Source organism: Pseudomonas sp. P7548, assembly GCF_013386585.1.
Lineage (GTDB): Bacteria > Pseudomonadota > Gammaproteobacteria > Pseudomonadales > Pseudomonadaceae > Aquipseudomonas.
Genome location: NZ_JACARO010000047.1, coordinates 218,443 through 236,679 on the forward strand (window position 1 = coordinate 218,443; position 18,237 = coordinate 236,679).

An 18,237-nucleotide genomic window follows, 5' to 3' on the forward strand; every position below is an offset into this window, starting at 1 on the left:
TTTACACAGGTTTCAGCTTACAGGCTGGAAATCCGCGCATGTTGCTCCGCCAGCTTGCCCAGGGCCTGTTCAGCCTCGGCCAGTTTGGCGCGTTCTTTCTCGATCACTTCTGCCGGTGCCTTGTCGACAAATGCCGCGTTGGACAGCTTGCCGCCCACCCGTTGCACTTCGCCTTGCAGGCGTGCGATTTCCTTGTCGAGACGGGCCAGTTCCGCACCCTTGTCGATCAGGCCGGCCATCGGCACCAGCACTTCCATGTCGCCAACCAGTGCGGTAGCAGACAACGGCGCTTCGGCATCAGCGGCCAATACTGTGATGGATTCGAGCTTCGCCAACTTCTTGAGCAGCGCATCGTTCTCGGTGAGACGACGCTGATCTTCAGCACTGGCGTTCTTCACGAACACCGCCAGGGGCTTGCCCGGGCCGATGTTCATCTCGGCGCGGATGTTGCGCGTGCCGAGCATCAGGGTCTTGAGCCATTCGATATCGCTTTCGGCCGCCTCATCGATACGTGCTTCGTTGGCCATTGGCCAAGGCTGCAGCATGATGGTCTTGCCTTCGATACCGGCCAGCGGCGCGAGGCGCTGCCAGATTTCTTCGGTGATGAACGGCATGAACGGGTGTGCCAAACGCAGCGCCACTTCCAATACGCGCACCAGGGTGCGGCGAGTGCCGCGTTGGCGTTCGATCGGCGCGTTCTCGTCCCACAGCACCGGCTTGGACAGTTCCAGGTACCAGTCGCAATACTGGTTCCAGATGAACTCGTACAGGGCCTGTGCGGCCAGGTCGAAACGGAACTGGTCGAGCTGGCGGGTCACTTCGGCTTCGGTGCGTTGCAGCTGCGAGATGATCCAGCGATCCGCCAGGCTCAGTTCGACGGCTTCGCCGTTCTGGCCGCAGTCTTCGCCCTTGTCCAGCACATAGCGCGCCGCGTTCCAGATCTTGTTGCAGAAGTTGCGATAGCCTTCGACGCGGCCCATGTCGAACTTGATGTCACGACCGGTGGACGCCAGCGAGCAGAAGGTGAAGCGCAGGGCGTCGGTGCCGTAGCTGGCGATGCCGTCGGCGAACTCGTCGCGGGTCTGCTTCTCGATCTTCTTCGCCAGTTTCGGCTGCATCAGGCCCGAGGTGCGTTTTTGCACCAGGGTTTCCAGGTCGATGCCGTCGATGATGTCCAGCGGGTCCAGTACGTTGCCCTTGGACTTGGACATCTTCTGGCCCTGGCCATCCCGCACCAGGCCGTGCACGTACACGGTCTTGAACGGAACCTGCGGGGTCCCATCTTCGTTCTTCACCAAGTGCATGGTCAGCATGATCATCCGGGCAACCCAGAAGAAAATGATGTCGAAGCCGGTGACCAGTACGTCGGTGGAGTGGAATTTCTTGAGGAATTCGGTCTGCTGCGGCCAACCCAGGGTGGAGAACGTCCACAGGCCCGAGCTGAACCAGGTGTCCAGTACGTCGTTGTCCTGCTGCAGCGCAACGTCGGCACCGAGGTTGTGCTTGGCGCGCACTTCGGCTTCGTCGCGGCCTACATAGACCTTGCCCGACTCGTCGTACCAGGCCGGAATGCGGTGGCCCCACCACAGTTGACGGCTGATGCACCAGTCCTGGATGTCACGCATCCACGAGAAGTACATGTTTTCGTACTGCTTGGGCACGAACTGGATGCGACCGTCTTCCACGGCGGCGATGGCAGGTTCTGCCAACGGCTTGGTGGACACGTACCACTGGTCGGTCAGCCACGGCTCGATCACGGTACCGGAACGGTCGCCCTTCGGCACTTTCAGGCCGTGGTCGTCCACGCTTACCAGGAGGCCGGCAGCGTCAAAGGCCGCGACGATCTGCTTGCGTGCTTCGAAACGGTCGAGGCCGGCGTATTCGGCCGGGATCTTGCCGTCGATGCTCTCGTTCAGCGTGCCGTCCAGGTTGAACACCTGGCAGGCCGGCAATACGGCGGCGTTTTTATCGAAGATGTTCAGCAGCGGCAGGTTGTGGCGCTTGCCGACTTCGTAGTCGTTGAAATCGTGGGCCGGGGTGATTTTCACACAGCCGGTGCCGAATTCAGGGTCGCAGTAGTCGTCCGCGATGATCGGGATGCGGCGGCCAACCAAGGGCAGCTCGACGAACTTGCCGATCAGCGCCTGGTAGCGCTCGTCGTTCGGGTTAACCGCGACGGCGGCGTCGCCGAGCATGGTTTCCGGACGGGTGGTGGCGACGATCAGGTAATCATTGCCTTCAGCGGTCTTGGCGCCGTCGGCCAGCGGGTACTTGAGGTTCCACAGGAAACCCTTCTCGTCGTGGTTTTCCACTTCGAGATCGGAAATTGCCGTGTGCAACTTGGTGTCCCAGTTCACCAGACGCTTGCCGCGGTAGATCAGGCCGTCTTCATGCAGGCGCACGAAGGCTTCTTTAACAGCTTCCGACAGGCCGTCGTCCATGGTGAAGCGCTCGCGGCTCCAGTCTACGGACGAACCCAGGCGACGGATCTGACGGCTGATGTTGCCGCCGGACTGGTCTTTCCATTCCCAGATCTTTTCCAGGAATTTCTCGCGACCCAGGTCGTGGCGGCTCTGGCCGGTGGCTTCGAGTTGGCGCTCCACCAGCATCTGGGTGGCGATACCGGCGTGGTCGGTGCCCGGCTGCCACAGGGTGTTGCGGCCCTGCATGCGGCGGAAACGGATCAACGCATCCATGATCGCATTGTTGAAGCCATGGCCCATGTGCAGGCTGCCAGTGACGTTCGGTGGCGGAATCATGATGGTGTAGGAATCGCCCGCGCCTTGCGGGGCGAAATAATTCTCGGATTCCCAGGTGTTGTACCAGGAAGTTTCGATGGCGTGCGGCTGGTAGGTCTTATCCATGCGCGGCGGGACCCTAGTTGGCATTTATTCAGGAAAGCCGGCAAGTATAACGGGGCAGGGCGTGGAGGGCGAGTTGAAGACGGCCTGAAGGTCGATGCAAACCAATGTGGGAGCTGGCTTGCCTGCGATAGCTATCTGTCAGTCAACTCATCAGGGCCTGATACACCGCTATCGCAGGCAAGCCAGCTCCCACAGGAGGTCTGTCCATCTCAGGACTGGTATTGGCTGAGCAATCGCTCCATCCGCGCATCCATCCGGCGTTTGATCTCCGCCTCGATATGCGGGGCAAAGTCGTCGATCACGTCCTGCATGATCAGTTGCGCGGCGGCGCGCAGTTCGTTGTCCAGGTGCAGCAGCAGGGCGTCAGGCGCTTTTTCAGCGGCGGCAGGCGCAGGTTCGGCAGCGGGAGCCTCAGCAACTGGTTCGGGTGTCACGGGCTTGCCGCCGACCATGTCGAACAGCAGCGGAATCTGTACCTCGCCCTCGACTGATTCGGTCAACAGCGGCGGTTGCAAGTCATCATCACCGAGCAACTGACGGATCGACTCCAGGTCGTCCAGCAGGTGGTCGTCTTTTTTTATAGGGTTGGGAGTGTCCATCGTTTACTCAAAGTCGTTGTAGCCGGTGATCTTGGAGAGGATAGCCCTGTTCACGGTAGAAACGGAAACTCTCCCGCGCGGCCTGACGAATAGCCGGATCTTCCACCACTACTTCGGCCACCCGGGCAAACGCCTTGGCAAAGGGCGGCACTTTCAGGTCCAGGTTGACCAGCAGGTCATGGTGATCGCCGCAACTGTCCCCTAAACCGAGGACAACAAGACCGTCGGGTTCGGACTCGGCGGGGCCGTGGGGCACGAAGCTCTCGCCCTTGAAGCGCCACAGGCGGGCGTCCAGTTCGTCGCGTTGGGCGGCATCGCTGCAGTGCAGGTAGATACGGTGGCCCATTCGCCAGGCTTTTTCGGTGAGTTTGCAGGCAAAGTCCAGGCGCGCAAGCGGGTCGGCGCTGGGCAATATATAGAAGTCGACTTGGGTCATTACATTTCCTGGGCTTACGCATAACCCCTCGTAGGAGCCCGGCTTGCCGGCGATGGCGTCTTTGAAAACGTGCGCGAAGCGTCCCCAATAGCTGGGGACTGCTTCGCAGTCCAACGGGAGCAAGCTCCCTCGCCACAACAAGCCGGGCCCTACAAGGGTGTTGCGATTAGGCCTTGGCGCGATCCAGCAGGTACTGGGTCAGCAGGGGAACCGGACGGCCAGTGGCGCCCTTGTCCTTGCCGCCGCTGGTCCAGGCCGTGCCGGCGATGTCCAGGTGCGCCCAGTTGAAGTTTTTGGCGAAGCGCGACAGGAAGCAGGCTGCGGTGATGGTGCCGGCTTTCGGGCCGCCGATGTTGGCGATGTCGGCGAACGGGCTGTCCAGCTGTTCCTGGTACTCATCGAACAGCGGCAGTTGCCAGGCGCGGTCGTCGGCTGCTTTACCGGCGCTGAGCAGTTGCTCGATCAGCTCGTCGCTGTTGCCCAGCAGGCCCGAGGTGTGGGAACCCAGGGCCACGATGCAGGCACCGGTCAGGGTGGCGATGTCGATCACGGCCTGCGGCTTGAAGCGCTCGGCGTAGGTCAGGGCGTCGCAGAGCACCAAACGGCCTTCGGCGTCGGTGTTGAGGATTTCGACGGTCTGGCCGCTCAGGGTGGTGACGATGTCGCCCGGACGGGTCGCGCCGCCGCTCGGCATGTTCTCGGCGCAGGCCAGGATGCACACCAGGTTGATCGGCAGCTTGAGCTCCAGCACGGCACGCAGGGTGCCGAACACGCTGGCGGCGCCGCCCATGTCGTACTTCATTTCGTCCATGCCCAGGCCCGGCTTGAGGCTGATGCCGCCGGTGTCGAAGGTGATGCCTTTGCCGACCAGGGCGTAAGGCTTCTCGGACTTCTTGCCGCCGTTGTATTGCATCACGATCAGGCGTGGCGGCTGGTCGCTGCCCTGGCCCACGGCGTAGAACGAGCCCATGCCCAGTTCCTTGATCTTCTTCTCGTCCAGCACTTCGACCTTCAGGCCCTTGAACTCTTTGCCCAGTGCCTTGGCTTGTTCGCCGAGGAAGGTGGGGTGGCAGATGTTCGGCGGCAGGTTGCCCAGGTCGCGGGTGAACGACATGCCCTTGGCAATGGCGGTAGCGTGGGTCACGGCGCGCTCGACTTCAGCCTGGGCAGCCTTGATGGTCAGCAGGGTGATTTTTTTCAGGGCGCGAGGTTCGGCCTTGGTGCTCTTGAATTGGTCGAAGATATAGCCGCCATCCACCAGGCTTTCAGCCAGCAGGCGGGTCTTGCCATAGCTGTCACGGCCTTTGACCACCACTTCATCCAGCGCCAGGGCCGCATCGGTGCCGCCCAGGCCTTTGAGGGTGGTGAGGATGCCGCTGACGATCTTGCGGAAAGGGCGGTCGCCCAGTTCGGCATCTTTGCCCACGCCCACCAGCAGCACGCGGTCGGCCTTGAGGTTGGGCAGGCTTTGCAGCAGCAGGCTCTGGCCCACTTTGCCGGCCAGGTCGCCGCGCTTGAGGACCGCGCTGATGGCGCCGCCGCTCAGTTCATCCAGTTGCTTGGCGGCGACGCCGAGTTTGCGGCCTTCGCCGACAGCGACCACGAGGGTGGCGGTTTTCAACGTTTCGGGGCTAACGCTTTTTACAACCAATTCCATTTTCGGGTCCCTTATAAAGGTCTGAGAGCCTGGCGTTTGTACGCAGGCTTTAAAGCATGGCAGCTGTGTAAACCGCCAGCGACAAAGGCCGCAGTTTGAACCTCGCCAGCGGAGCCTGACAACCCTTGCCAGCAGCTTTGTGTACGCGCATGAGGTTGCGCAGTGACAGGCGCGGCCAATCACAGGATAATGCGCCATCTTTTTAGCCGGCCCGTGTAAATGGGCTGACTGGTATGCTTGCTTGTTTGGCCGCCTTAGCCTGACAACCCTGGAGTGTCTGGTTTGATCGTCTTCCGTTATCTGTCCCGCGAAGTCCTGTTGACCCTGAGTGCCGTGAGTGCGGTATTGCTGGTCATCACCATGAGTGGTCGTTTCGTCAAGTTCCTTGCCCAGGCTGCCTCGGGCGCCCTGGATCCGGGCTCGTTGTTCCTGATCATGGGCTTCCGCCTGCCGGGCTTCCTGCAACTTATCCTGCCCCTTGGCCTGTTTCTCGGCATCTTGCTGGCTTATGGCCGGTTGTACCTTGAAAGCGAGATGACCGTGCTTTCCGCCACCGGCATGAGCCAGCAGCGTTTGCTGGCCATGACCATGGTGCCGGCCGCCGGTGTTGCGCTGGTGGTGGCCTGGCTGAGCATGAGCCTGGCGCCACAAGGGGCCATGCAGTTCCAGTTGCTGCTGAACAAGCAGGACGCCATGACCGAGTTCGACACCCTGGAACCAGGGCGTTTCCAGGCGCTCAATGACGGCACGCGAGTGACCTACACGGAAACCATGACAGAAGACCGCGCCAATCTGGGCGGCGTGTTCATCTCCCAGAAAAACCTGGGGCAGAACCAGAAAGACCGTGGCATTTCCATTCTGGTGGCCGACACCGGCCGCCAGGAAGTACGCCCTGACGGCAGCCGTTACCTGATCCTGGAAAATGGCTACCGCTATGACGGCAGCCCTGGCCTGGCGGACTATCGTGCAATCAAGTACGACACCTATGGCGTGATGCTCGCCAAGCCCGATGTCAGTGACGAAGTGACCGACCGCGATGCGCTGCCGACCTCGTCGCTGTTCGGCAGCCAGGAGCTGCGCTCCATTGCCGAACTGCAGTGGCGTCTGTCCCTGCCGTTGCTGGTGTTCATTGTCACACTGATGGCCGTGCCGCTGTCGCGCGTCAACCCGCGCCAGGGCCGTTTCCTCAAGCTGCTGCCGGCGATCCTGCTGTACATGGCCTACCTCACCATCCTGATTTCCGCCCGTGGTTCCCTGGAGAAAGGCAAGCTGTCGCCGGTCCTGGGCCTGTGGTGGGTGCACGGGATTTTCCTGGCGATCGGCCTGGGGTTGCTCTACTGGGAGCCTATTCGTTTGAAAATGAAGAGCCGTCGTGGCCTGAAGGAGCTGGCTCGTGGCTAAGCTAGATCGCTACATTGGTAGCAGCGTACTGATCGCCATCCTGGCGGTATTGGGCATCATCCTCGGCCTGGCTTCGTTGTTCGCCTTTATTGATGAAGTTGGCAACGTCACCAATACCTACACGGTCATGGACGTGCTGGGCTTCGTGGCGCTCACCGCCCCGCGTCGCCTCTACGACATGATGCCGATGGCCGCGTTGATCGGTTGCCTGATCGGCCTGGGCAGCCTGGCCAGCAGCAGCGAACTGACCATCATGCGCGCAGCCGGTGTTTCCATCGGCCGCATCGTCTGGGCGGTGATGAAACCCATGCTGCTGCTGATGGCCTGCAGCGTGCTGATCGGCGAGTACGTGGCACCGCCCTCCGAAGCTGCAGCCCAGGCCAACCGCGCCCTGGCACAGGGTTCGGGCGATGCGCAAAGCTCCAAGCACGGCCTGTGGCACCGCCAGGGTGATGAGTTCATCCACATCAACGCCGTGCAACCGGGCGGCCTGTTGATTGGTGTGACGCGCTACACCTTCGACAAAGAGCGTCACATGTTGTCGTCCAGCTTCGCCAAGCGTGCGCAGTACAGTGATCAAAAGTGGCAGCTGACCGATGTCACCACCACTTACTTCCGCAATATCGGCCAGGGCACCAAGGCCAGCACCGAAGTCATCAGCGTGCCGAGCGAAGCGTGGGATATCGCGCTTAAGCCGGAACTTCTGAATACGGTAGTGATGATCCCGGAAAGCCTGCCGATCTCCGGGCTTTGGGGCTACATCCATTACCTGAAGGATCAGGGCCTGAACAATGGCCGCTACTGGCTGGCATTCTGGGTAAAAGTCTTGCAGCCGGTGGTAACTGCTGCCCTGGTGTTGATGGCCATCTCGTTCATCTTCGGCCCGCTGCGCTCCGTGACCCTGGGGCAGCGTGTGTTCACCGGCGTGCTGGTAGGTTTCACCTTCCGCATTGCCCAGGACCTGCTCGGCCCCTCGAGCCTGGTGTTTGGCTTCTCGCCGCTGTTTGCGGTGCTGGTGCCTACCACTATTTGCGCCCTGGCCGGGTTCTGGCTGTTGCGCCGGGCCGGTTGATACCGCGCTTATGTTCAAAAAATGCCCCAGTCGAGAGACCGGGGCATTTTTGTTCTGGTCAGCAAAGATGACGTCTGGCCAGAGCATCAGGTACAATTCCCGGCTATTTTTCAGCGGGCAATCTGCCTGCAGCCTTTTTGAGTGTTGATCCGTGAGTGATTTGAGTCATATCCGCAATTTCTCCATCATCGCCCACATTGACCATGGCAAGTCGACGCTGGCCGATCGATTCATCCAGATGTGCGGCGGCCTTGCCGAGCGTGAAATGGAAGCCCAGGTACTGGATTCCATGGACCTCGAACGCGAGCGCGGGATCACCATCAAGGCCCACAGCGTTACGCTGTACTACAAAGCCAAAGACGGCATCACCTACCAGCTGAACTTCATTGATACCCCGGGCCACGTCGACTTCACCTACGAAGTCAGCCGTTCCCTGGCGGCCTGTGAAGGTGCCTTGCTGGTGGTTGACGCAGGCCAGGGCGTTGAAGCGCAATCGGTTGCCAACTGCTACACCGCGATCGAGCAGGGCCTGGAAGTCATGCCCGTGCTGAACAAGATCGACCTGCCACAGGCCGAGCCCGAGCGCGTCAAGGAAGAGATCGAGAAGATCATCGGCATCGACGCCACCGACGCCGTCACCTGCAGCGCCAAGACCGGCCTGGGTGTCGACGAAGTGCTCGAACGCCTGGTGCACACCATTCCTGCGCCCACCGGCAACTACGACGATCCGCTGCAAGCGTTGATCATCGACTCCTGGTTCGACAACTACCTGGGCGTTGTCTCCCTGGTACGCGTGCGCCACGGCCGTGTGAAGAAGGGCGACAAGATCCTGGTCAAATCCACCGGCAAGATCCACCTGGTGGACAGCGTCGGTGTGTTCAACCCCAAGCACACCGCTACCGTTGATCTGAAAGCCGGTGAAGTAGGCTTCATCATCGCCGGCATCAAGGACATTCACGGTGCACCGGTGGGTGACACCCTGACCTTGAGCTCCACGCCCGACGTCGACGTGCTGCCAGGTTTCAAGCGCATCCAGCCACAGGTCTACGCCGGCCTGTTTCCGGTCAGCTCCGATGACTTCGAAGATTTCCGCGAAGCCCTGCAAAAGCTGACCCTCAACGACTCGTCGTTGCAGTACACCCCGGAAAGCTCCGACGCCCTGGGCTTCGGCTTCCGCTGCGGTTTCCTGGGCATGCTGCACATGGAAATCATCCAGGAGCGCCTCGAGCGCGAATACGACCTGGACCTGATCACCACCGCGCCAACGGTTATTTTCGAGCTGTTGCTGAAAACTGGTGAAACGATTTACGTCGACAACCCGTCCAAGCTCCCGGATCTCTCGGCCATCGACGACATGCGCGAGCCTATCGTGCGGGCCAATATCCTGGTGCCGCAGGAGCACCTGGGCAACGTCATCACCCTGTGCATCGAAAAGCGTGGCGTACAACGCGACATGCTGTTCCTCGGTACCCAGGTGCAAGTCACCTACGACATGCCGATGAACGAAGTGGTCCTGGACTTCTTCGACCGCCTCAAGTCCACCAGTCGCGGCTATGCTTCGCTGGATTACCATTTCGACCGTTACCAATCGGCTAATCTGGTGAAACTGGACGTGCTGATCAATGGCGACAAGGTCGATGCCCTGGCGCTGATCGTGCACAAGGACAACGCGCACTACAAAGGTCGCCAGTTGACCGAGAAGATGAAAGAACTGATTCCGCGCCAGATGTTCGACGTCGCGATCCAGGCCGCCATTGGCGGGCAGATCATTGCACGGACCTCCGTCAAGGCTCTCAGAAAGAACGTACTGGCCAAATGCTACGGCGGTGACGTAAGCCGTAAGCGCAAGCTGCTTGAGAAGCAAAAGGCCGGTAAAAAACGCATGAAGCAAGTAGGCAACGTGGAAGTTCCACAAGAAGCCTTCCTTGCGGTGCTCAGGTTGGATAGTTAGGTCCTATGTCACTAAATTTCCCGCTGTTGCTGGTCATCGCCGTTGCCGTTTGCGGTCTCCTGGCGTTGCTCGATCTGGTGTTCTTCGCCCCGCGTCGGCGGGCGGCTATCGCGTCCTATCAGGGCAGCGTCGGCCAGCCCGATGCCGTGGTGATCGAGAAGCTGAACAAAGAGCCGCTGCTGGTTGAGTACGGCAAGTCGTTCTTCCCGGTGCTGTTCATCGTGCTGGTGTTGCGTTCGTTCCTGGTGGAGCCGTTCCAGATCCCTTCGGGGTCGATGAAGCCGACCCTGGACGTGGGCGACTTCATCCTGGTGAACAAGTTCTCCTACGGGATCCGTTTGCCGGTGATCGATAAGAAGGTCATCCAGGTGGGTGATCCGCAGCGTGGCGATGTGATGGTGTTCCGCTACCCAAGCGACCCGAACGTTAACTACATCAAGCGTGTGGTGGGCCTGCCGGGTGACGTGATCCGCTACACCAGCGACAAGCGCTTGTTCGTCAATGGCGAGTCGGTTGCCGAGAAATTGATCGGCGCCGAGCCGAACACCCTGGGCAGCGCTGAGCTGTACCTGGAAAAACTCGGTGCGGTGGAGCACGAAATCCGCAAGGAAATGAGCCGCTACCGCGCGATGCCGGATGGCGAGTGGAAAGTGCCAGCCGGGCACTACTTCATGATGGGCGACAACCGCGACAACTCCAACGACAGCCGGTACTGGGATGATCCCAACATTCCCAAGGACCTGCTGGGCATGGTCCCCGACGAGAACATCGTCGGCAAGGCCTTTGCGGTCTGGATGAGCTGGCCGGAACCCAAGCTCAGCCACCTGCCGAACTTCTCGCGGGTCGGGCTGATCAAGTAATACAAGCGGCGCTGTGAACACAGCGCCGAATGCTTTTCTGGGGCTGGGACAATTTTGTAGCCGGCCCCAAGCAGCACCAACCAGGATGTGAATTTGAACACTGCGTCAATCGTCGATGGCCGCCGGTGCCACCAACTAGATATGGATAAACCGTGACCGTTTCCCTAAGTCGTCTCGAGCGCCAGCTCGGCTACACCTTCAAGGACCAGGAATTGATGGTCCTTGCCCTCACACACCGCAGTTTTGCCGGGCGTAATAACGAGCGCCTGGAATTCCTCGGTGATGCCATCCTCAATTTCGTCGCCGGTGAAGCGCTGTTCGAGCGTTTCCCCCAAGCCCGTGAAGGCCAGCTGTCGCGCCTGCGCGCGCGCCTGGTGAAGGGCGAAACCCTGGCCGTGCTGGCCCGTGGCTTCGGCCTGGGCGAGTACCTGCGCCTGGGCTCCGGCGAATTGAAGAGCGGCGGTTTCCGTCGCGAGTCGATCCTGGCCGACGCCCTTGAAGCGCTGATCGGTGCGATCTACCTGGACGCAGGCATGGAAGCGGCCAAGGAGCGGGTCACCGCCTGGCTGACCTCCGAGATCGAAAGCCTCACGCTGGTCGACACCAACAAAGACCCCAAGACCCGCCTGCAGGAATTCCTGCAGTCCCGTGGTTGCGAACTGCCACGCTATGAAGTGGTGGATATCCAGGGTGAACCCCATTGCCGCGTGTTCTTCGTGGAATGTGAAATCACCTTACTGAACGAAAAAAGCCGAGGTCAGGGTGTGAGCCGTCGTATTGCCGAACAGGTAGCGGCCGCAGCAGCACTGATTGCCCTGGGCGTGGAGAATGGCCATGACTGATTCAACCGCAACACGCTGTGGCTATGTTGCCATCGTCGGCCGCCCGAACGTGGGCAAGTCCACGTTGCTCAACCACATCCTCGGCCAGAAGCTCGCGATCACTTCGCGCAAGCCCCAGACCACCCGCCACAACATGCTGGGCATCAAGACCGAAGGCAACGTGCAAGCGGTCTACGTCGACACCCCGGGCATGCACAAAGGCGGCGAGAAAGCCCTCAACCGCTACATGAACAAGACCGCTTCGGCGGCGTTGAAAGACGTCGACGTGGTGATCTTCGTGGTCGACCGCACCAAGTGGACCGACGAGGACCAGATGGTCCTGGAGCGCGTGCAGTACGTCACCGGCCCGCTGATCGTCGCGCTGAACAAGACCGACCGTATCGAAGACAAAGCCGAGCTGATGCCGCACCTGAGCTGGCTGCAGGAACAACTGCCGAACGCCCAGATCATCCCGATCTCGGCCCAGCACGGCCACAACCTGGATGCCCTCGAGCGCGTGATCGCCGAGCACCTACCGGAGAACGAGCACTTCTTCCCGGAAGACCAGATCACCGACCGCAGCAGCCGTTTCCTCGCCGCCGAACTGGTGCGCGAGAAGATCATGCGCCAGATGGGTGCCGAGCTGCCGTACCAGATCACCGTCGAGATCGAAGAGTTCAAGCAGCAGGGCAAGACCTTGCACATCCATGCGCTGATCCTCGTCGAGCGTGACGGCCAGAAGAAAATCATCATTGGTGACAAGGGCGAGCGCATCAAGCGCATCGGCACCGAGGCGCGCAAGGACATGGAGCTGCTGTTCGACTCCAAGATCATGCTCAACCTGTGGGTGAAGGTGAAAGGCGGCTGGTCGGACGACGAGCGCGCACTGCGATCCCTGGGCTACGGCGACCTGTAAGCGCCCTTCGGTAACGCCGCAAGTTAAAATGTGGGAGCGGGCTTGCTCGCGAATACGGTTTATCAGTGATGAATGTATCGACTGACACTCCGCTTTCGCGAGCAAGCCCGCTCCCACATTGGATAGTCGCAGTTTTCAAGACCGTGCTTGTCAGCGAGAACCTAATGTCCCAATCCCCACCCCCCAGCCAACCCGCCTACGTCCTGCACAGCCGCGCCTACCGCGAGACCAGCGCCCTGGTGGATTTCCTGACGCCCCAAGGCCGCCTGCGCGCGGTGTTGCGCAGCGCACGGGGCAAGGCGGGCACATTGGCGCGGCCTTTCGTGGCGCTGGACGTGGAGTTTCGCGGCAAGGGCGAACTGAAAAACGTCGGCCGCATGGAAAGCGTCGGCACTTCCGCCTGGCTCAATGGCGAGGCGCTGTTCAGCGGCCTGTACCTCAACGAACTGCTGATTCGCCTGCTGCCGGCCGAAGACCCGCACCCGGCCGTGTTCGATCACTACGCCGCCACCCTGCTGGCCCTGGCCGAAGGTCGCCCTTTGGAGCCGCTGCTGCGCGCTTTCGAATGGCGCTTGCTCGACGACCTGGGCTACGGCTTTGAACTGGCCAACGACCTGCACGGCGAGCCCATCGCCGCCGATGGCATGTATCGCCTGCAAGTCGACGCGGGCTTGGAGCGGGTGTACCTGCTACAACCCGGCCTGTTCCAGGGCACCGAGTTGCTGGCCATGAGCGAAGCCGACTGGACCGCCCCCGGTGCCTTGTCCGCCGCCAAGCGCCTGATGCGCCAGGCCCTGGCCGTGCACTTGGGCGGACGGCCGCTGGTCAGTCGCGAGTTGTTTCGAAAGCCCTGACAACCCCGTGTATGCTGTGCGGCGTTTCTTTCCCTTTTCAGGAGCGCTTCCGTGACCACCAGCAATCGCATTCTTCTTGGCGTCAACATCGACCACGTCGCCACCCTGCGCCAGGCCCGGGGCACCCGTTACCCCGACCCGGTCAAGGCCGCGCTGGACGCCGAAGAAGCGGGCGCCGACGGCATCACCGTGCACCTGCGCGAAGACCGCCGCCACATCCAGGAGCGCGATGTGCTGGTGCTCAAGGATGTGCTGCAAACCCGCATGAACTTCGAGATGGGTGTGACCGAAGAGATGATGCAGTTCGCCGAACGCATCCGCCCAGCGCACATCTGCCTGGTGCCCGAAACCCGCCAGGAACTGACCACCGAAGGCGGCCTCGACGTGGCTGGCCAAGAGGCGCGGATCAAGGCGGCTGTTGAGCGCCTGTCGAAGCTGGGCAGCGAAGTCTCGCTGTTCATCGACGCCGACGAGCGCCAGATCGAAGCTTCCCGCCGTGTCGGCGCGCCGGCCATCGAACTGCACACCGGCCGTTACGCCGATGCCACCACGCCCACCGAAGTGGCGGACGAGCTGCAACGCATCATTGATGGTGTGAGCTGCGGTCTCAAGGAAGGCCTGATCGTCAACGCCGGCCATGGCCTGCATTACCACAACGTCGAAGCAGTGGCGGCGATCAACGGCATCAACGAACTGAACATCGGCCATGCGCTGGTGGCTCATGCGCTGTTCGTCGGTTTCAAAGGCGCTGTGGCGGAGATGAAGGCGCTGATCCTGGCTGCCGCCAAGGCCTGACTCAACACAGTCTAAAAACCACTGAAGATCAAAAATGTGGGAGCGGGCTTGCCCGCGATTGCGGTGAACCAGTCAATGCTGCATTTGCTGACCCACCGCTATCGCAGGCAAGCCAGCTCCCACAGTTGATCTTTGGGGTGTCCGAAGCTGTGGTCGCCCGGCAAAACCCTTTGAATTCGGCCATGCGGCAATGCGAAGCCTTACTGTTTAGCCGATGCCGGTGTATCGTATCTGCCCTTTGCAGGCCCTGGCCTGCGGCAGATACGTGAGGTTGTTGTGTCCCGATCCTTTTCCCGTCGACAAATCCTGGGTGGTCTTGCAGGCCTTGCCGTCGTGGGCGTCGGTGCCGGTGGCGCCTACCGCTACTGGCTGGGGAAAGTCGCCGAGTCCGAGGCGGGCCACGATTACGAACTGATCGCCGCGCCTCTGGATGTGGAGCTGGTGCCTGGGCACAAGACCCAGGCCTGGGCGTTCGGCCCATCGGCGCCTGGCACCGAGTTGCGTGTGCGCCAGGGCGAATGGCTGCGGGTGCGTTTCATCAACCACCTGCCGGTCGCCACCACCATCCACTGGCACGGCATCCGCCTGCCGCTGGAAATGGACGGCGTGCCCTATGTCTCCCAACTGCCAGTACTGCCCGGCGAATACTTCGACTACAAATTCCGTGTGCCCGATGCGGGCAGCTACTGGTATCACCCCCACGTGAACAGCAGCGAAGAACTCGGCCGTGGCCTGGTCGGCCCGCTGATCATCGAAGAGCGCGAACCCACCGGTTTCAAGCACGAACGCACCCTGAGCCTGAAAAGCTGGCACGTGGACGAGGAGGGCGCCTTTGTCGCGTTCAGCGTGCCCCGTGAGGCAGCACGCGGCGGCACGGCCGGGCGCTTGTCGACCATCAATGGTGTGTCCCAGGCGGTCATCGACTTGCCGGCCGGGCAGATCACCCGCGTACGCCTGCTCAACCTCGACAACACCCTGACCTATCGCATCAACATTCCGGATGTCGAAGCGCAGATCTACGCGCTGGACGGCAACCCCATCGAGCCGCGCCCACTGGGCAAGGAATACTGGCTGGGCCCCGGCATGCGCATCTGCCTGGCGATCAAGGCGCCGGCGGCCGGCGAGGAACTGTCGATCCGCAACGGCCCGGTGCGCCTGGGCACCTTCCGGTCGGTGGCCAATGCCGATGCGCCTACCGAATGGCCACCCGCGTTGCCCGCCAACCCGATTGCCGAGCCCGACCTGGCCAATGCCGAGAAACTCAACTTCAATTTCGAATGGGTGGGCTCGGTGTCGGTCGATACCGACAACGGCAAGCCGCCCAGCCTGTGGCAAATCAACGGCAAGGCCTGGGACATCACCGACAAGACCTGCGCCGACCGCCCGATTGCCAAGCTGGAGAAGGGCAAGAGCTACATTTTCGAATTGAAGAACATGACCCAGTACCAGCACCCGATCCACTTGCACGGCATGAGCTTCAAGGTGATCGCCTCAAACCGCCACACGGTGATCCCGTACTTCACCGACACCTACCTGCTGGGCAAGAACGAACGTGCCCGCGTGGCCTTGGTGGCGGATAACCCGGGGGTGTGGATGTTCCACTGCCACGTGATCGACCACATGGAAACCGGCCTGATGGCCGCCATCGAGGTGGCGTGATGCGCCAGTTTCGCCCCGCCGCCATCATCGACCGCAGCCGCGACCAGGACTTCATGCGCGAAGCCTTGGCCCTCGCCGCCCAAGGCGCCGCGCTGGGCGAAGTGCCCGTGGGTGCGGTGCTGGTGCAGGACGGTGAAATCATCGGCCGGGGCTTCAATTGCCCCATCAGCGGCAACGACCCCAGCGCCCATGCCGAGATGGTCGCCATCCGCGCCGCCGCGCAAGCCATCAGCAATTACCGGTTGGTGGGCAGCACGCTGTATGTGACGCTGGAGCCGTGCAGCATGTGCGCCGGCCTGATCGTGCATTCGCGGATTGCGCGGGTGGTGTACGGCGCACTGGAGCCCAAGGCGGGGATCGTGCAGAGCCAGGGGCAGTTTTTTACCCAAGGCTTTCTCAACCATAAGGTGCTGTTTGAAGGTGGCGTACTGGCCGAGGAGTGCGGCACTGTACTCAGCGAATTCTTCAAGGCCCGCCGCGCCAAACCACAAGCCACCTGATACCGCATACCCCTGTGGGAGCTGGCTTGCCTGCGATGCAGACACCTCGGTAGGTCAGGCAAACCCAGGTGATGCCATCGCAGGCAAGCCAGCTCCCACCGTTGATCTCCATTTATTCAGATGGCGTGGGGTTATTTCTTGGCGATGATCACCGCCCGCATCGGCGCCGGCAGCCCTTCGATCGTCTTGCTGTGATCTTGCGGGTCCAGGAAGTCACTCAGTGACTGATACTTCATCCACTCCGTCCCGCGCTGTTCCTCGACCGTCGTCACGCTCACATCCACGCAACGCACATCACTGAAGCCCGCACGGCGCAGCCACAGCATCAGCGCGGGCACCGACGGCAGGAACCACACGTTGCGCATCTGCGCATAACGGTCTTCCGGCACCAGCACCTGTTGCTGATCACCTTCCACCACCAGGGTTTCCAGCACCAGTTCGCCGCCCTTGACCAAGGTGTCTTTCAGCGCGAGTAGATGCTCGATGGGCGAACGGCGGTGGTAGAACACGCCCATGGAAAACACGGTGTCGAAGCCTTCCAGATTGCTCGGCAGGTCCTCAAACGGGAACGGCAAATGCCAGGCCTTGGGTTCTGACAGGTAACGCTGAACCGCCTGGAACTGGCAGAAGAACAACCAGTTCGGATCAACGCCAATCACGCTGTCGGCACCGGCGCCGAGCATGCGCCACATGTAGTAGCCGTTGCCGCAGCCCACATCGAGGATGCGCTTGCCCTTGAGGTTCAAGTGCGGTGCCACCCGCGACCACTTCCAGTCCGAGCGCCATTCGGTGTCCACGTGCACGCCGAACAGGTTGAACGGGCCCTTGCGCCACGGGCTCAGGCCCATCAGCGCGGTGCGCATTTGTGCGCGGGTGTCGTCGTCGCAGTCGGTGTCGAGGGTCAGGCCACCCAGCAAATCCACGTCACTGGGCTGGATCTTCGGCAACGCATCCAGCGCACTCTGCCAGCGTTCCAGGTCGCCATGACCTTTCTCCATCTTGCTATCGAGTTGCGCTTGCAGGCCCTGGGCCCACACGGCCAGGGGAGTGCCGACCAAATGGCGGGCAAGGGGGGACAGATCAATCATGGCAAGGCAATCAACGAGGCAAAGTTAAGACACTGGAACCACGGCACGACTTTCGAGAACCCGGCCGCCAGCAGGCGTTCGCGGTGTTCTTCGAGGCTGTCGGGCTTCATGACGTTTTCGATGGCGCTGCGCTTCTGGGCGATTTCCAGTTCGCTGTAGCCGTTGGCGCGTTTGAACGCGATATGCAGGTCGGTGAGCAAGGCGTGCTCTTCGGGGTCATTGAAGCGCAGCTTCTCCGACAGGATCAGCGCACCGCCCGGCAGCAATGACTGACGAATGCGCGACAGCAACGCCAGGCGCTCATCGGGCGCGATGAATTGCAGGGTGAAGTTCAGTGCCACCACCGAGGCCGGCTGGAACTGCAGCGCGAGGATATCGCCCTCGATCACCTCAACCGGCAACAGCTCCTGGAACATCGAGTCCTGGCCATTGAGGTATTCGCGGCAGCGCTCGACCATCGCCGCCGAGTTATCCACTGCGATCACCCGGCAACCGTCGGTGCGCACATGGCGGCGCAAGGCTTGGGTCACCGCGCCCAAGGACGACCCCAGGTCGTAGAGCACGCTGTTGGGTTGGGCGAATTGGGCGGCGAGCACCCCGAGGTTTTCGACGATGGTCGGATAACCCGGCACCGAGCGCTTGATCATGTCCGGGAACACCCGCACCACGTCCTCGTTAAAGGCGAAGTCCGGCACCTGGGTCAGGGGCTGGGCGAATAGGCGATCGGGTTCTTTGCTCACGGTTGTTCCGGCATTGATGGGGAA

The 18,237-nt window shown here is 61.4% G+C and carries 16 protein-coding genes; 10 read left to right on the forward strand and 6 right to left on the reverse strand.

Features of this window, described 5'->3' with window-relative positions:
* Positions 1–17: 17 nt before the first annotated feature.
* From HX803_RS20345 to HX803_RS20360, 4 genes are all read right to left on the reverse strand, one after another.
* A complete protein-coding gene (locus tag HX803_RS20345; protein ID WP_178922923.1) occupies positions 18–2,864 on the reverse strand; it encodes a valine--tRNA ligase in 2,847 nt (948 codons plus the stop codon).
* A 209-nt stretch (positions 2,865–3,073) separates the two neighbouring features.
* Positions 3,074–3,463 (reverse strand): DNA polymerase III subunit chi, encoded by a 390-nt coding sequence (locus HX803_RS20350; RefSeq protein WP_176994936.1) that lies wholly within the window; start codon positions 3,461–3,463, stop codon positions 3,074–3,076.
* Between the two features lie 7 nt (positions 3,464–3,470).
* Positions 3,471–3,899 carry a DNA polymerase III subunit chi gene (locus HX803_RS20355; protein ID WP_060754987.1) on the reverse strand — a complete coding sequence of 143 codons (429 nt, stop codon included), beginning with the start codon at positions 3,897–3,899 and terminating at the stop codon, positions 3,471–3,473.
* A 166-nt stretch (positions 3,900–4,065) separates the two neighbouring features.
* Positions 4,066–5,556 (reverse strand): leucyl aminopeptidase, encoded by a 1,491-nt coding sequence (locus tag HX803_RS20360; protein WP_178922924.1) that lies wholly within the window; start codon positions 5,554–5,556, stop codon positions 4,066–4,068.
* A 282-nt stretch (positions 5,557–5,838) separates the two neighbouring features.
* Here HX803_RS20360 and lptF point away from each other — a divergent pair, with 282 nt between their 5' ends.
* The 10 genes from lptF (at position 5,839) to tadA (ending at position 16,385) form a co-directional block, all read left to right on the forward strand.
* Positions 5,839–6,957, forward strand: coding sequence for an LPS export ABC transporter permease LptF (gene lptF / locus HX803_RS20365; RefSeq protein ID WP_178922926.1), 1,119 nt, complete (start codon positions 5,839–5,841; stop codon positions 6,955–6,957).
* Positions 6,950–8,029 carry an LPS export ABC transporter permease LptG gene (lptG, locus tag HX803_RS20370; RefSeq protein WP_178922928.1) on the forward strand — a complete coding sequence of 360 codons (1,080 nt, stop codon included), beginning with the start codon at positions 6,950–6,952 and terminating at the stop codon, positions 8,027–8,029. Before lptF ends, lptG begins: the two co-directional genes overlap by 8 nt.
* Before the next feature lie 151 nt (positions 8,030–8,180).
* Positions 8,181–9,980 carry a translation elongation factor 4 gene (gene lepA / locus HX803_RS20375; RefSeq protein WP_178922930.1) on the forward strand — a complete coding sequence of 600 codons (1,800 nt, stop codon included), beginning with the start codon at positions 8,181–8,183 and terminating at the stop codon, positions 9,978–9,980.
* 5 nt (positions 9,981–9,985) lie between these two features.
* The gene (gene lepB / locus HX803_RS20380; protein WP_176994930.1) at positions 9,986–10,840 is read left to right on the forward strand and encodes a signal peptidase I; all 855 of its coding nucleotides are present in this window, start codon (positions 9,986–9,988) and stop codon (positions 10,838–10,840) included.
* Positions 10,841–10,992: 152 nt separating this feature from the next.
* Complete coding sequence (gene rnc / locus HX803_RS20385; protein ID WP_033902449.1) at positions 10,993–11,682, forward strand: ribonuclease III; 690 nt, start codon at positions 10,993–10,995, stop codon at positions 11,680–11,682.
* Entirely contained in the window at positions 11,675–12,577 is a 903-nt protein-coding gene (gene era, locus HX803_RS20390; protein WP_016978271.1) for a GTPase Era, read from the forward strand. Before rnc ends, era begins: the two co-directional genes overlap by 8 nt.
* A 164-nt stretch (positions 12,578–12,741) precedes the next feature.
* Complete coding sequence (gene recO, locus HX803_RS20395; protein ID WP_176994929.1) at positions 12,742–13,431, forward strand: DNA repair protein RecO; 690 nt, start codon at positions 12,742–12,744, stop codon at positions 13,429–13,431.
* Positions 13,432–13,482: 51 nt separating this feature from the next.
* A complete protein-coding gene (pdxJ, locus tag HX803_RS20400; RefSeq protein WP_178922932.1) occupies positions 13,483–14,226 on the forward strand; it encodes a pyridoxine 5'-phosphate synthase in 744 nt (247 codons plus the stop codon).
* Between the two features lie 276 nt (positions 14,227–14,502).
* Positions 14,503–15,885 carry a multicopper oxidase family protein gene (locus tag HX803_RS20405; protein WP_178922934.1) on the forward strand — a complete coding sequence of 461 codons (1,383 nt, stop codon included), beginning with the start codon at positions 14,503–14,505 and terminating at the stop codon, positions 15,883–15,885.
* Positions 15,885–16,385 carry a tRNA adenosine(34) deaminase TadA gene (tadA, locus tag HX803_RS20410; protein ID WP_178922937.1) on the forward strand — a complete coding sequence of 167 codons (501 nt, stop codon included), beginning with the start codon at positions 15,885–15,887 and terminating at the stop codon, positions 16,383–16,385. The genes HX803_RS20405 and tadA overlap by 1 nt, the downstream gene beginning before the upstream one ends.
* 131 nt (positions 16,386–16,516) lie before the next feature.
* On the opposite strand, the gene cmoB is transcribed toward tadA, so the two are convergent.
* Both cmoB and cmoA read right to left on the reverse strand, forming a co-directional pair.
* Positions 16,517–17,473 carry a tRNA 5-methoxyuridine(34)/uridine 5-oxyacetic acid(34) synthase CmoB gene (gene cmoB / locus HX803_RS20415; protein WP_178922939.1) on the reverse strand — a complete coding sequence of 319 codons (957 nt, stop codon included), beginning with the start codon at positions 17,471–17,473 and terminating at the stop codon, positions 16,517–16,519.
* The gene (cmoA, locus tag HX803_RS20420) at positions 17,470–18,213 is read right to left on the reverse strand and encodes a carboxy-S-adenosyl-L-methionine synthase CmoA (RefSeq protein ID WP_178922941.1); all 744 of its coding nucleotides are present in this window, start codon (positions 18,211–18,213) and stop codon (positions 17,470–17,472) included. The genes cmoB and cmoA overlap by 4 nt, the downstream gene beginning before the upstream one ends.
* Positions 18,214–18,237 lie beyond the last annotated feature (24 nt).